Below are 14,377 nucleotides of genomic sequence, written 5' to 3'. Positions count from 1 at the left end.
CTTCCCAGTTCCAGTTGGCGCCGGTCGTGGACGATTCCGCGTTGATGTCGTCGATGATGTGGTAGCCGGCGTCAACCGCGCCGTACCAGCCGTCCGGCTCAGCCGAAGCAGCGCCCGCGGCGAACAGCCCGGCCGCAGCGACACTGGCGAGAAGTTTGAGCTTCATGGTGTCCTCACACTCAAGTTGATCCGAATGCCGCCGCACAAGGCGAGGGCGCTCGAAGGAGCCGAACGGCAAGGAAACGGTCCAGTTCCGCGCCGCTTCGCATGATTGTGGCGACTGTGGCGCCGTTTCAACACAAAGGACCGTTTTGCCCCTCAATCCCGCCTGCTAGGACAGTCTTGAAACAAAACGGAGACGCAGGATGAGCATCAGGTTCGACGGCCAGGTGGCGATCGTAACGGGCGCGGGCGGCGGTCTGGGTCGCGAACATGCCCTGGCCCTGGCGGCGCGCGGCGCCAGGGTGGTGGTCAACGACCTGGGCGGCGCCCGTGACGGTTCGGGCGGATCGGCCTCAGCAGCCGAGGCCGTGGTGGCCGAGATCGAGGCCGCGGGCGGCGAGGCCACGGCCAATGCGGCCTCGGTCACCGACGCGGCGGCGGTCGAGGCCATGGTCGCCGAGGTCATGGCCCGCTGGGGCCGGATCGACATTCTGGTGAACAACGCCGGCATCCTGCGCGACAAGTCGTTCGCCAAGATGGAGCTGGCCGATTTCCAACTGGTGATGGACGTCCACCTGATGGGCGCGGTCCACTGCACCAAGGCGGTGTGGGACATCATGCGGGCCCAGAACTATGGCCGCATCGTCATGACCACCTCGTCGTCCGGCCTGTTCGGCAACTTCGGTCAGGCCAACTACGGCGCGGCCAAGATGGCCCTGGTCGGCCTGATGCAGACCCTGGCGATCGAGGGGGCCAAGAACGACATCCGCGTCAACGCCCTGGCCCCGACGGCTCACACCCGCATGACCGAGGACCTCGGCGCCGCCCTGCCGCTGGAGGCCCTGGGGCCGGAGCTGGTGACGCCGGGCCTGCTGCATCTGGTCAGCCGCGACGCCCCGACCCGCGCCATCCTGGCCGCCGGCGCCGGCGGCTTCGAACGCGCCTATGTCACCCTGACGCAAGGCGACTTCGCCATCGGCCCCGACGCCCCCGAACAGGTCGCCGCCCGCTTCGACGCCATCTCGGACCGCAGCAACGAGATCGTCCCCGAGATGGGCGCCGCCCAGGGCATGATCGAACTGACCAAGGCCCAGAAGCATCATGGATCTTGAGGGGGCCTAACGCGCGGCGCGCGGCGCCTCGCTGCTTGAGGCCCGCGTTCACTTCTCAGAAGGCGCCTTGCGTTGACGCCACGTGAGGCGCCTATCCTGTCTGCAGGCAGAAACGCGCTCAAGCAGCGACCGCGTCGCGAGCGATAGCGCAAACTAGGAATATCCTATGCGTGAAGCCGTCATCGTCTCCACCGCCCGCACCCCGATCGGCCGGGCCTATCGCGGGGCCTTCAACGACACCCAGGCGCAAGCCCTCGGCGCCCACGCCGTCAGGCACGCGGTCGCGCGCGCCGGCGTCGATCCGGCCGAGATCGAGGACGTCGTCATGGGCGCGGCCCTGCAACAGGGCTCGACCGGAACCAATGTGGCGCGTCAGGTCGCGCTGGCGGCGGGCCTGCCCGCCTCAGTCCCCGGCATGAGCCTGGATCGGCAATGCGCCTCGGGTCTGATGGGCATCGCCACGGCGGCTAAGCAGGTGATCTTCGACAACCAGAAGATGGCGGTCGGCGGCGGGCTGGAGAGCATCTCCCTGGTCCAGAACCAGCACATGAACCTGTATCGGATGAAGGATGAGGCGCTGCTGAAGCTGTCGCCCCACATCTATATGTCGATGTTGGAGACCGCCGAGGTCGTCGCCCGCCGCTACGGGATCAGCCGCGACGCCCAGGACGAATACGCCCTGCAATCGCAGCAGCGTACGGCGGCGGCGCAAGCCGAGGGCCGCTTCGACGCCGAGATCGTGCCGATGACCACGTCCATGCTGGTCGCGGACAAGGCGACCGGCGAGACCTCGTCGAAGGAAGTGACGCTGTCGAAGGACGAGGGCAACCGCCCGGAGACCACCCTGGAGGGCCTACAATCGCTGAAGCCCGTCTTCGGCGGCGGCGAGGAAATCCAGCAGGGCGAGTTCATCACCGCCGGCAACGCCTCCCAGCTGTCGGACGGGGCCTCGGCCTGCGTCGTCATGGAGGCGGGCGAGGCGGTGAAGCGCGGCCTGCAGCCCCTGGGGGCCTATCGCGGCATGGCGGTGGCGGGCTGCGAGCCCGACGAGATGGGCATCGGCCCGGTCTTCGCCGTGCCCAAGCTGCTGAAGCGCCACGGCCTGACCATGGACGACATCGGCATCTGGGAGCTGAACGAGGCCTTCGCCGTGCAGGTCCTCTATTGCCGCGACAAGCTCGGCATCCCCAACGACCGGCTGAACGTCTCGGGCGGCGCCGTCTCCATCGGCCACCCCTACGGCATGTCGGGCGCCCGGATGACCGGCCACGTCCTGATCGAGGGCAAGCGGCGCGGGGCCAAGTACGGCGTCGTCACCATGTGCATCGGCGGCGGCATGGGCGCGGCGGGTCTGTTCGAAATTTACTGAGGTTCGCACTCGGCGGCCCGCCGCGCCTCCATCGCCGCGAACCAGCGCTGGCGCAGGACGGCGGGCCGACCGGGATAGCGGTCGTCCAGAAACTCGGCGTCGACCACCCGGTCGGCGCGGAAGCTGCGGAAGTCCTCGCGCGTCTCGCACCAGGCCAGCAGCAGGCGCGCCCTCTCGTGATAGCCGATCAGGAAGGGCCAGATGACGCGCGTCGTCTCGCGCCCCTGCTCGTCGGCGTAGAAAAGCCGCAGCTTGCGACCGGCGTGAATCCAGGCCCGCACCCGCGCCAGGTCCACGGTCTCGATCTTCTGCTCCCACGGCGGGGGCGTGGCCACCGAAGGCTCCAGCACCACCGGCCGCAGACGCTCCGGCACGATGGCGGCGATCTTGGCGGTCAGGTCGCGCGCCGCCCTCGCCAGAGCCGGGTCGCCCCGCGCCGCCACCCACTGCGCCCCCAGCACCGCCGCCTCGATCTCGTCCGAGGTCAGCATCAACGGCGGCAGGTCGAACCCGCCGTCCAGCACATAGCCCAGCCCCGCCTCGCCCCGGATCGGCACCCGCTGGCCCATCAGGGTGGCGATGTCGCGATAGATGGTGCGTTTGGAGGTCTCCAGCTCGGCCGCGATGGCGTCGGCCGTCACCGGACGCGAGGTCCGGCGCAGCAGCTGGATGATCTGGAACAGTCGGTCGGCGCGTCTCATGTCCCCACCCTCGTCGAAGACTGCTGACAGCATGGTGGCAGCAGGGTGTCAGTAGTCAAGACGGACCGCCGCCGACGCCCCGTCGCGGCCCGATATCTGGGAGGACTATCGATGCTGACCCTGTTCCATGCCCCCTGGTCCCGTTCCTCGCGCCTGGTCTGGCTGGTCGAGGAACTGGGAGCCGACTGCCGCATCGAATATTGCGACATCCGCCGCATGGACGGCGCGGGCGCCGCCGATCCGAAGAACCCCCATCCCGACGGCAAGGTCCCGGCCCTGCTGCACGACGGCGCCCTGATCACGGAATCGGCGGCGGTCGCCCTCTACCTGACCGGCCTGCATCCCGAAGCCGGTCTGGGCTTCCCGCCGGACTCGCCGCAGCGCGGGCCGTTGCTGAGCTGGATGTTCTGGGCCTCGGGCGAGCTGGAGCCGTCGCTGTGGAACAAGATCACCGGCGCGGTCGAGGCCGATGCCTATGCCAAGGCCCGCTACGACGCCGCCATGACCCGCCTGCTGGAGGCCCTGTGGGAGGGCCCCTGGCTGATGGGCGATCGCTTCACCGTGGCCGACGTCCTGATCGGCAGCACCGTGGCCTGGGCGCGCGACCACCTGCCGGAAAGCCCGCTGCTGGACGCCTATGTCGATCGGCTGGCGGCGCGCCCCGCCCATGCCCGCGCCATCGCCCGGGACGGCGCGCCGCCGCAGTTCGCTGAAGCCAGCTAGGCGTCAGTCCGCGACGACGTCATCGTCGGCGCGGACGGCGACGCTCTTGAGCGCACCGACGTAGCTGTCGCGCCAGATGGCTACGTCGGTGTCGCGCACCACCTGCATCAGCGCCGTCCATTTTCGGATGCGCTCCTTCAGCGGCATGGTCAGGGCCTTCTTGATGGCTTCGGACAGCTCCTCGCGGCTGAACGGATTGACCAACAGGGCCTCGCCCATCTGCTCGGCGGCCCCGGCGAAGCGCGACAGGATCAACACGCCGGGGTCCTCAGGGTTCTGGGCCGCAACATACTCCTTGGCCACCAGGTTCATGCCGTCGCGCAGGGGCGTGACCAGACCGACCTTGGCGGCGCGATAGAGGCCCGCCAGCTGATCCCGGCGGAAGGTGCGGTTCAGATAGCGGATCGGCTGCCAGTCCATGTCCGCGTAGGCGCCGTTGATGCGCCCGGCCAGGGCGTCCAGCCGTCCGCGAATGTCCTGATAGGCGTCCACCTCGTCGCGCGAGATCGGCGTCACCTGCAACAGGAAGACCTCGCCGCGCAGGGCGGGGTTGTCCTCGAGGAACTGCTCGAAGCCCAGCATCCGCTGCTCCAGCCCCTTGGAGTAGTCGAGCCGATCGACGCCCACGATCATGGAGCGGAAGGCCGCCGAGGCCGCCATCCGGTCATAGGTCTTGTTGCCCAGCACCGAGTCGCGCGCCGCCAGAAAGCCGTCCACGTCGATGCCTATAGGGAAGACCCCGCCCTGGACGCGGCGGCCAAAGGCCTCGATCACATGGTCCGGCGACACCCGCCCCCGCGCCTCGACCTCGACATAGCGTTCAAACAGACCCAGCCATTCCCGGGTGTGGAAACCGATCAGGTCGAAATAGAACATCGACTCCACCAGCCGCCGATGGTGCGGCAAGGTCACCAGCAGCTGCCGCGCCGGCCAGGGCGTGTGCAGGAAGAAGCCGATCCGGTTCGTCACCCCCAGGCGGCGCAGGTCCCGCGCCATCGGGATCATGTGGTAGTCGTGGATCCAGATGATGTCGTCGGGTTGGATCAGCGGTTGGAGCACCTCGGCGAAGCGCCGGTTGGTCCGCTCATAGCCCTCGCCGTAGGACCGTTCATAGGCGGTCAGATCGACCCGGTGGTGGAACAGGGGCCACAGGGTCTTGTTGGCGTAGCCGTTGTAATATTCGTCGACGTCCTGCGGCTCCAGATCGACGGTGGCGACGGTGACGCCCGCCCGATCCTCATAGTTCAGCTCGCCGGTGAAATGCTCCACCGTCTCGCCGGACCAGCCGAACCACAGGCCGTCGTATTTGCGCAGCGCCGCCGACAGGGCCATTGCCAGCCCTCCCGCGGAGCCCTCCGCCGGGTCCCTGGGCGCCGAGACGCGATTGGAGACGACGATCAGGCGGGTCATGGCCGAGGGCTCATCGCGCGTCCTGCCACGAACGGCTGAGCAGGACGGCGCAGTTGATGATCCCGACCAGGGAATAGGTCTGCGGATAATTGCCCCACAGTTCGCCGTCCTGAATGGCGATGTCCTCGCTGAGCAGACCTGCGTGGGTGCGGCGGCTGAGCATCTCCTCGAAGATGGTTCTCGCCTCCTCCGTCCGTCCGTTCAGGTGCAGGGCCTCGATGAACCAGAAGGTGCAGAAGTTGAACGCCGTCTCCGGCTCGCCGAAGTCGTCGGGGTGGATGTAGCGGAACAGGTAGCCGCCCCGCTTCAGGTCTCGCTCGATGGCCTCGAAGGTCTTCACCTGACGGGGATCGCGGGCGTCGAGAAAGCCCAGGTCCGTCATCTGCAGCAGGGAGGCGTCCAGCTCCGTCCCGCCGAAACTGGCGGCGAATCGGCCTTCATGCGGCAGATAGGCCTCGGCCTCGATCCGCGCCCGGATCAGCCGCGCCCGCTCGTCCCAGAGCTCGGCCCGCTCCTCCAGCCCCAGGTGCCGCGCCGCCTTGCCCAGCCGGTTGCAGGCTGCCCAGCACATCATCGAGGAATAGGTGTGGACCCGGGCGATGGTGCGGAACTCCCACAGTCCGGCGTCGGTCTGGTCGTGCATGGAGAAGGCGCGGTCGCCGACCTGTTCCAGGGTGTGGAAATCCTCAACCGACCCTGGCCTCAGCAGGCGCTCGTCGAAGAAGGCCTGGACCAGGGGCAGGACGATCTGGCCATAGACGTCGTGCTGAAGATGCTCGTGCGCCTGGTTGCCGACGCGCACCGGCTTCATGCCGCGATAGCCGGCCACGCTGTCGACGATGCGTTCGCCGATGTCGGCCTCCAGCCCCACGCCGTAGACGGGCTGGACGTGGCCGCCCTTCGACGCGTCCACCAGATTACGCAGATAGCCGAGGTAGTTCTCGAGGATGTCGACGGCGCCCAGCCGGTTCAGCGCCCGCACCGTGTAATAGGCGTCGCGCACCCAGCAGTAGCGATAGTCCCAGTTGCGCCCGCTCTCGGGGAATTCCGGCACCGAGGTCGTCATCGCGGCGACGATGGCGCCGGTCTCCTCATAGACGCAGAGCTTCAGGGTGATGGCGGCGCGGATCACCGCCTCCTGCCACTCCAGCGGCAGGTAGAGGGTGCGCGTCCACTCCTTCCAATAGGCGACGGTGCGATCCAGGGTCGAGGCCACCCCGGCCCTGACCTCCTGATCATAGCCTTCGTCCGGCCCGAGGAAGAAGGCCATGTCGCCCTCCAGCCGGAAGGTGCGCTCATCCATGACGTGCGACACCGGGCAGTTGGTGGTCAGGCGCAAAACGATATCGGCGCACATATAGCGGATGTGGTTGGAGCCCGAGGTCTGCGGGGCCCGCCGCGCCCCCCAGTCGGTCGAGGGCCGCAGCCGAATGGTGATGCGCGGCGCGCCGTTGAGTGGGCGCACGATGCGCGCGAAGGCGATGGGCCTATAGGTCCGCGAGTGCTTGATATGGCGCGGCGCGAAATCGAGGATTTCGACCGCCGCGCCGTTCTCGGCCGTCAGCACGGTGCGCAGGACCGGCGTATTGCGGACATAGGCCTGCTCGACCGCCGCCAGGTCCTCCAGCTCGATAGCCCAGAACCCGTGACTGGGCGCGTCGCCGTCCATCAGGGCCGAAAAGACCGGATCGCCGTCCACGCGCGGGGCGCAGGCCCAGACGAACCGACCGCTGCGATCGATCAGGGCGCTGACGGCGCAGTTGCCGATGGGGGCCAGGTCGAGATTGGGCCGGATCATGCGCGCGCCTCCCCCGCCCGAACGTCGCCCGCCACCGCCTCCAGCCAGTCCAGCACCGCCGCCACGTCGGCTAGGCCGTAGCGGGCGACGGTCGGCCGCGGCGGGCCGACCAGGACGCCGAATCCGCCCAGGGCCTCGGCCGCCGCAAACCCGTGCTCGTCCGTCAGATCGTCGCCCAGCATGATCGGCACAGCGCCCTTGAAGGGCGGCTCGGCCATGAAGGCGGCGACGGCGACGCCCTTGTCCGCGCCCGGCGTCTTCAGCTCCAGCACCATGGCGCCTGGCTGCAAGGCCAGGCCGGTCTCGCCCGCCAGCCGACGCGCCAGATCAGCAGCGGCGGCGGCGGCGGCGGGCGCCTGGCGATAGTGCAGCCCCGCCGCCAGATCCTTGTCCTCGACGATCACCCCCGGACGGTCCGCGGCGAAGGCGTGGAATTCGTCGACGGCGCGCCGCACCCCCGGATCGGCCGGGCGACGCTCCAGCGAACCGTCGCCGCGCCGCCGCTCCAATCCATGCACCCCCGACGCGGCCCGCGCGGCGCCGTCGCTGATTCGGTCGATTTCGGACAGGGTGCGGCCGCTGACGATGGCCACCCGTCCTTCCAGCGCGGCCTCCAGCCGGTGAAGGACCGCGGTCCGTCGCGCATCGGGAAGGACTGCTTCCGGCGTCGGCGCCAGCGGGGCCAGGACGCCGTCCAGATCCAGAAACAGGGCGGGGCGGGCGATGGACACGGGCGGGGCGGACAGGGTTGGAGCTGCGGCTCCGGCGCTAGACGTCATTAGGTCCCGAACTCTTTCCGTTGCGCCCCTCCACCGGACCTAACGCCTCAGCTCGTTGAAGGTTGAGGTTTGCAACTGCATTTCCGTTCCAGTCCCGCCATTGTGCGAACCGGTCGGATCGGGCATTTCACGCCCACGCCTCGCTCAGAAGAAGGCCGCAGAAGCGGCTCCCCCCGGCGTCAGGAGCTGCAAGAATGACCAAAGACACTCTCCATTCGTCGCCCGAACAGATCGCCGCGATGACCGACCGAGCGCGAGAGGTCGTGCGCCTTAACATCGAGGCGCTGGAGGCGCTGGAGCGCTCCATCGACGTCTCGATCGCGCGCGCCTGCGACATCATCCTGTCGCGTCCGGGCTATCTGGTCGTCACCGGCATGGGCAAGTCGGGCCACATCGGCGGCAAGATCGCCGCCACCCTGGCCTCGACCGGCACCAACTCCTTCTTCGTCCACCCCGCCGAGATGAGCCACGGCGACCTGGGGATGTTGCGCCCCGACACCACCCTGCTGGCTATCTCCAACTCGGGCGAGAGCCGCGAACTGCGCGACCCCCTGCTCTTCTGCCAGCGCAACGACATTCCGGTGATCGGCATCACCCAGCGGGCGGGCAGCTTCCTCGGCCGCCACTCGGCCGTCAGCCTGACCATGCCCAAGGTGGCGGAGGCCTGCCCCAACGGCCTGGCGCCGACCACCTCGACCCTGATGACCCTGGCCATCGGCGACGCCCTGGCCATGGTGCTGATGGACCGACGCGGTTTCACCCGGGAGGACTTCGGCCTGCATCACCCGGGCGGCGCTCTGGGGATGAGCCTGCAAAGCGTGCGCGAATGGATGGGCGACAACGCCGCCCAGCCGGCCGGCGTGCCCCTGGACGCCAGCTTCAGCACCGTGGTTTCGGCGATTTCGGCCGGTCGCAAGGGGGCGGTCGCCGTACTGCATTCCGATGGGACCCTGGCCGGCGTCATCACCGACGGCGACATCCGCCGGGCCTTCTCCAGCGACATCGCCGCCGTCAGCGCCGAGAACATCATGAGCCGCTCGCCCATCACCGTCGATCCCGACGCCCGGATGAGCGACGTGGTCGACCTGCTGAGCACCAACAAGATCGCCAACCTGTTCGTGGTGGAGAACGACCGACCGGTCGCCGTCATCCATGTGGCCGAACTGATGCAGGCGGGCTACGTCTCCTGATCGGGGACGCTCGCCTCTCCTTGCCGATTCCCGGAAAACCCATGCCTTCGGTCTGTCTCGACGCCTTCAACATCGGCCTGCCCAAGGGATCGGGCATTGCGACCTATGGGCGGAACCTCATTCAGGATCTCGGCGCCCTCGGGATCGAGGCCCAGCTCCTCTACGGGCCGCACGGCCCGATCGGCGAAGGCCGGCTGCTGGATACGGTCGCCCTGACCGACGCCCCCGCCCCCAAGGGCCGGCCGGCCAAAATTCGACGCTGGGCGGCGACGATCGGCAGCCGATTCGGCCGGACGGCCCATCCCGTCACGCCGACCGACGAGGTCATCTGGGCGGACGCCGGCGGCGGACGCCCGCCGGTCGACCGGTTCTGGGCCGCCCGGAACCTGTATGAGCTCGGCTACCGCTCGCACCGCGCCTATGGAACCTTCACGCCGGTCAGCTTTCCCGCCGGACCAGGCCGTCCCGACGCCGCCCACTGGACCTGCCCCATGCCGCTGGCCGCGCGGGGCATGCCGAACCTTTACACCTTCCACGACCTGATCCCGCTGAAGCTGCCGCACAGCACGATGGACGACAAGAAGGCCTTCCTGGATATGTGCCGCGACATCGCCCGGCGCGCCGATCACATGGTCGCCGTGTCGGAGACGACGCGTCAGGACGTGATCAAGCTTTTGGGCGTAGACGAAAGCCGCATCACCACCACCTATCAGTCGGTCAACCTGCCCGCTCGGGCGACGGATCAGTCGGACGCCGAGGTTCAGGCCTATAACGAAGGGGTCTTCGACCTGGGGTGGAAGGACTACTTCCTCTACTATGGCGCCATCGAGCCCAAGAAGAACGTGGGCCGGCTGGTCGAGGCCTATCTGGCCTCCGGCGTCAGCACGCCGCTGGTCATCGTCGGCGGTCGCTCCTGGCTGGACGGCGGCGAGACCGCCATGATCCACTCCGTCGTCAACGGCGCGAACACCCTGCGCAAGGGCCGCATCCGCCAGCATGAATTCCTGTCCGCGGCCATGCTGCATTCCCTGGTTCGCGGCGCCAAGGCGACGCTGTTCCCCTCCCTTTACGAAGGGTTCGGCCTGCCGGTGCTGGAGTCCATGCAACTGGGCACGGCGGTTCTGACCTCGACCGGCGGTTCGTTGCCCGAAGTGGCCGGGGACGCCGCCATGGTCGTCGCGCCGAACGACGTCGAGGCCATCAAGCGCGGCGTCATCGCCCTGGATTCCGACGACGCCCTGCGCGCCGATCTCGAGAAGCGCGGCCGGATTCAGGCGCAGCGCTTCACGCCCGCCGCCCATCAGGAAAGGCTGGCCGCGGTTTATGCCAGCCTGGGGCTGCGGTGACGCGGCCCGTCCTCTTCGATGCGTCGCGGCTGGTCAGCCGCAACAGCCGCAGCGCCCCGACGGGCATTGATCGGGTCTGTCTCGCCTATGCCGAATGGCTGCTGACGGCGCCCGCCGTGGAGTTGATCCCCGTACGCGGACGACGCGGCGGACTGGTGGCGGTTGATCGCGCCTGGTTCGCGGATCTGGTCCGCAGCGCCCGCGAGCGCTGGAACGGCGATCGCGCCGTGCGTCGCCCGGAGGATGACGCCCTGGATGCGGCCCTGCGCGCCCCGCTCGGGCAGCGCGTCGCCCTGCGCGAGGCCAGCACTCCGGCGGAGCCGCCCAGGACGACGCGCCGCCTGGCGACCGCCCCGCGCCTGCTGGCCAGCCGGCGTATGCCGCCCCCGCCCGAGGGCGCCCTTTATCTGAACGCCGCCCATACGGGGCTGGAAGACGACGGAATTCTGGTCCGGCTCAAGAAGGCCGGGGTCGAGTGCGCGGTCCTGCTGCACGATCTCATCCCGATCACCCACCCGGAATACTGCCGTCCCGGCGACGACCGGAAACATCGGCGACGTCTGGACACCATCCTGACCCACGCCGACGCCGTGATCGTGAACTCCCGCTATACGGGCGACGAACTGCATCGCTTTGCGAAGGCCGAGGGCCGACGACCGCCCCGCACCATCGCCGCTCATCTGGGCGTCGAGGAGATTTTTCGCCAACGGCCGCCTTCGGTCGAGGCCGCCCCGCCCTACTTCCTCCACGTCGGCACGATCGAGGGCCGCAAGAACCTGGCCTTCCTGCTGACGATCTGGTCACGGCTGGCCGAGGTCATGGGAGAAGCGGCGCCGCAACTGGTTCTGGTCGGCAGTCACGGCTGGGAAAGCGAGGCGGTGCTGGACCATCTGGAACGCTCGCCGCGCATCCAGCGCCTGGTGCACCATGTCGCCGGGGTCGGCGACGAGGCCCTGATGCGGCTGATGGCCGGGGCGAAAGCGCTGCTGGCGCCGTCGTCGGTGGAGGGGTTCGACCTGCCCGCCGTCGAAGCCCGCACCATGGGCGTGCCCGTCATCGCTTCCGACATTCCGGTCCACCGCGAGGTCGTGCCGGACGCGGTGCTTGTGGACCCCATCGACGGCCTGGGGTGGCTGCAAGCCATTCAGCAGGCCATGGACGCGCACCCCCTTCGCCCCGCCTGCTTCTCGCCGACCTGGACCGAACATTTCGCCATTGTCGGCGCCGCCCTGGATCTGACCAGGAGCGCGGCCGCCCCGGCCTAGGCGACCGTCGCCAGCGCCGCGGCCAGCACCCGATCAACACCCCTGTCCCGCAGCCGCCAGGCGGTCCCGTCCAGGTAGGCGTCGACCGTTCGCGCCAGGGCGGCGTTAACGCGGGCCGGATCGTCGACGCGCAGGACGTGCCAGGGCCTCCGCCCGCCCGCCGTCGCCAGCCAGAGCGCATCGCTCGGGCTCGGCGCATCCAGACGCCCTCCCAGCAGGGTGGTCGGATCGGGCGCCCAGGCCGCGACGGTTCCAGCCGCGGCCTGCGCCAGCGCATCGGCCAGGGCCAGGGCGATGAATCCCGCCCGAAAATAGGCGGGGCGCTCCGCCCGCTCGCCGTCCAGGCCGGCGTTGTGCAGTCGCACCAGCGCCCCTGGAGCCAATCCATTCATGGCGCGGCTCCTGACCGGCGCCGGGACGGAGAACTTGTCGCTCGCATAGAGAAGAGCCTGCGTTGAAGCGGACTGGGACGCCGCCGCATCCGACACGGCGGCCGCGGCCAGTTCGACATCCGCAGACGTCGGCGCCACGGCGATCAAAATCAGGGAAGAGGGAGGGGCAGCCGTCATTCGCAGAAATCCCGTCCTTCGTATTCCAGCAACAGACGCCAGGCTTCGCCGCTGGCGATCTCGTCCAGGGTGAACTGCGAATAGGCGAGGTGGCTGAGCCAGGCCTCGCGATCCGGCCGGGCCGGCTGTTCGATCCGGGTCAGGTCGGTTTCGCCGACGGGGGCCGCCGCACTGGTCGGGGCCACGAAGACGGGGACGCCGGCTACGGCCGCCTCGACGGCGATGTTCGAGGAATGGGTGACGATCGCATAGGCGCGGCCCAGGGCGCTTTCCAGCGGCTCGCTGGGGTCGCCCGGCACGGGCTTGCCCCGGATCTCGACGGGCCGGTCGGTGCAGGCGCGCAGCGTCGCCAGCGTCTCGTTCAGCCAGTCAGGGCATCCATGGGCGTCCATGAAGTACTGGGTCGGCGGGCAGACAAGAATGGTCGAGTCGCCCCGCCGCCAGGGCGAAAGCTCCAATCCCAAGGCCTTGGCGCGATCCGGCGGACAGTCGCGAACCTGACCCGCCTCATGCGCATTTCGCGTGATGCGATAGTTCAGATAGTGGCCCCGCCCGAAATAGGCGTGATCCGTATAGAAGAAGTCGCGGCCCTCCGCCCGGGCCGCCGCGACGACGCGGTCGCTGTTGCGCAGGACGCCCCAGACGACGGGAATGTTCGGTCCCGCCCCCTCGGCGTCCTCGGCGTAGGCCAGACGACAGCCCGCGCCCCGGGCGAAGGCGTTCATGACCGGATTGCCCGCCCCGCCGCGGTTCAGATAGGCCGTCACCATGTCGGGCCGGATGTCGCCGGGCGACGCCGGGGGGGTGAACGACGACGCGCCGTCGCCCTGGCTGGGCGCCTCGGCCGCCTGATGCAGGATCGCCGCATCGGCGGGATGGGCCGCGGGCGCCGCCACAAGACTCGCCACGGCGGTCGGCGCGGGGATTTCAGGCGGCGGCGGGACGGGCCGCGCGGGCGGAGGGGCGCCTTCACCCAGTTTGCGAATCTCGGCTGCGAACCCGTCCCAGCTGTAGGGCAGCACGGTCGCGCGGACATCGGCGGCCAGATCGAAGGCGGCTTCCACGAGCGGAGCGATATGGGCGGGCTTGGCGCCGGCCTCGAACAGGAAGCCGTTGCGCCCCGGCTGGATCAGATCTGGCGAAAAGCCCGTCCGGCTGGCGACCGGCACAGCGTTCTCCATCATCGCTTCCAGCAGGGGGATCGGCCCCCCCTCCAGCATGGCCAGCGACAGGAAGACGTCGAACTCGCGGTAGATGGCAGGGTAGTCCTTGTAGGTCGCCGTCTTGTAGGAAAAATTAGGCGCCGCCATCAGTTCCTGGAAGCGCGGATACACTTCCCAGCCCCGTCCCACGAGCACGAAACGCCGGTGCGGCAGGGCCTGGACCAGGCCCAGCAGGGCGTCGGGATTCTTGCGCTCATAATAGGACGACGACAGGCCGACGCAGCCGCCGCCCCGGACATGGCCCTTGAACAGGCCGGGATCGGCCCCGCCCAACACCACCGCCGTCCGTTCGGGACGCACGCCCCGGCCGATCCACAGGTCGCGAAACTCGGTGCAGGTGAAGATGACGCAATGCGCCCGATTATAGGCCTCGACCTGCTCTTCGATCGTATAGGGCAGGTCGCGCGGATGAGTGTACCAGACCAGCGTGGTCCTGTCGGTCAGATCAGGCTTCCTGCGAAGGTGGTCCAGGTAGTTCCAATAGTGGGCGAAGAAATAGGTTCGGCCGGCGGGCAGCGTTTTTGGATTGTAGGCCACATCCCAGGAGCCGTTCAGGCGCGCGCCGATCTCGCGACAGATCGCGTCCAAAATCCATCCACGGGACTCCTTCGGCGTGACGAAAACCCAGTCGTTCCGGCCATCCTCCGCCGGGCGTTCGGTAAAGTCAGGCGTCTTGGGCCTGGGGCGGCGATCCAGCCAACGAGAGAACATAGAGCAGGGATTCCATCGC

12 protein-coding genes are annotated in these 14,377 nt (G+C 68.8%); 6 read left to right on the top strand and 6 right to left on the bottom strand.

The window, feature by feature from the left end; genetic code table 11:
* The first annotated feature begins 365 nt into the window (after nucleotides 1-365).
* Nucleotides 366-1,274, top strand: coding sequence for an SDR family NAD(P)-dependent oxidoreductase (locus ACREEF_RS04700; RefSeq protein ID WP_431564453.1), 909 nt, complete (start codon nucleotides 366-368; stop codon nucleotides 1,272-1,274).
* 166 nt (nucleotides 1,275-1,440) lie between these two features.
* Nucleotides 1,441-2,643 (top strand): acetyl-CoA C-acyltransferase, encoded by a 1,203-nt coding sequence (locus tag ACREEF_RS04695; protein ID WP_431564452.1) that lies wholly within the window; start codon nucleotides 1,441-1,443, stop codon nucleotides 2,641-2,643.
* On the opposite strand, the gene ACREEF_RS04690 is transcribed toward ACREEF_RS04695, so the two are convergent.
* Nucleotides 2,637-3,344: a helix-turn-helix transcriptional regulator gene (locus ACREEF_RS04690; protein ID WP_431564451.1), complete on the bottom strand. Its 708-nt coding sequence runs from the start codon at nucleotides 3,342-3,344 to the stop codon at nucleotides 2,637-2,639. The two genes, ACREEF_RS04695 and ACREEF_RS04690, sit on opposite strands and share 7 nt — an antisense overlap.
* Before the next feature lie 111 nt (nucleotides 3,345-3,455).
* Between ACREEF_RS04690 and ACREEF_RS04685 the strand changes: the two genes are divergently transcribed.
* Entirely contained in the window at nucleotides 3,456-4,067 is a 612-nt protein-coding gene (locus ACREEF_RS04685) for a glutathione S-transferase family protein (RefSeq protein WP_431564450.1), read from the top strand.
* A gap of 3 nt (nucleotides 4,068-4,070) precedes the next feature.
* Here the strand turns inward: ACREEF_RS04685 and ACREEF_RS04680 are convergent, their stop codons facing one another.
* The 3 genes from ACREEF_RS04680 to otsB are packed head-to-tail and all read right to left on the bottom strand — an operon-like array spanning nucleotide 4,071 to nucleotide 8,054.
* The gene (locus ACREEF_RS04680) at nucleotides 4,071-5,477 is read right to left on the bottom strand and encodes an alpha,alpha-trehalose-phosphate synthase (UDP-forming) (RefSeq protein ID WP_431564449.1); all 1,407 of its coding nucleotides are present in this window, start codon (nucleotides 5,475-5,477) and stop codon (nucleotides 4,071-4,073) included.
* A gap of 10 nt (nucleotides 5,478-5,487) precedes the next feature.
* Nucleotides 5,488-7,272, bottom strand: coding sequence for a glycoside hydrolase family 15 protein (locus ACREEF_RS04675; protein WP_431564454.1), 1,785 nt, complete (start codon nucleotides 7,270-7,272; stop codon nucleotides 5,488-5,490).
* The gene (gene otsB, locus ACREEF_RS04670; protein ID WP_431564448.1) at nucleotides 7,272-8,054 is read right to left on the bottom strand and encodes a trehalose-phosphatase; all 783 of its coding nucleotides are present in this window, start codon (nucleotides 8,052-8,054) and stop codon (nucleotides 7,272-7,274) included. Before otsB ends, ACREEF_RS04675 begins: the two co-directional genes overlap by 1 nt.
* Nucleotides 8,055-8,248: 194 nt before the next feature.
* Here otsB and ACREEF_RS04665 point away from each other — a divergent pair, with 194 nt between their 5' ends.
* The 3 genes from ACREEF_RS04665 to ACREEF_RS04655 are packed head-to-tail and all read left to right on the top strand — an operon-like array spanning nucleotide 8,249 to nucleotide 11,855.
* Nucleotides 8,249-9,244, top strand: a complete 996-nt coding sequence (locus ACREEF_RS04665; RefSeq protein ID WP_431564447.1) for a KpsF/GutQ family sugar-phosphate isomerase — start codon at nucleotides 8,249-8,251, stop codon at nucleotides 9,242-9,244.
* Nucleotides 9,245-9,285: 41 nt separating this feature from the next.
* The gene (locus ACREEF_RS04660) at nucleotides 9,286-10,590 is read left to right on the top strand and encodes a glycosyltransferase family 4 protein (protein ID WP_431564446.1); all 1,305 of its coding nucleotides are present in this window, start codon (nucleotides 9,286-9,288) and stop codon (nucleotides 10,588-10,590) included.
* On the top strand, nucleotides 10,587-11,855 hold the full coding sequence (locus tag ACREEF_RS04655; protein WP_431564445.1) for a glycosyltransferase family 4 protein: 1,269 nt from the start codon (nucleotides 10,587-10,589) through the stop codon (nucleotides 11,853-11,855). The genes ACREEF_RS04660 and ACREEF_RS04655 overlap by 4 nt, the downstream gene beginning before the upstream one ends.
* Here ACREEF_RS04655 and ACREEF_RS04650 read toward each other — a convergent pair.
* Together ACREEF_RS04650 and ACREEF_RS04645 are read right to left on the bottom strand one after the other, a co-directional pair.
* Entirely contained in the window at nucleotides 11,852-12,424 is a 573-nt protein-coding gene (locus ACREEF_RS04650) for a hypothetical protein (RefSeq protein ID WP_431564444.1), read from the bottom strand. The genes ACREEF_RS04655 and ACREEF_RS04650 overlap by 4 nt on opposite strands.
* Nucleotides 12,421-14,235, bottom strand: coding sequence for a glycosyltransferase (locus ACREEF_RS04645; RefSeq protein ID WP_431564443.1), 1,815 nt, complete (start codon nucleotides 14,233-14,235; stop codon nucleotides 12,421-12,423). The genes ACREEF_RS04650 and ACREEF_RS04645 overlap by 4 nt, the downstream gene beginning before the upstream one ends.
* Nucleotides 14,236-14,377: the final 142 nt, after the last annotated feature.

Origin of the sequence: Brevundimonas sp. (genome assembly GCF_050729455.1) — a bacterium.
In the GTDB taxonomy this organism is placed as follows: domain Bacteria; phylum Pseudomonadota; class Alphaproteobacteria; order Caulobacterales; family Caulobacteraceae; genus Brevundimonas.
Note: the sequence above shows the minus strand (reverse complement) of the source record. Positions and strands in the feature narration are given on the sequence as shown.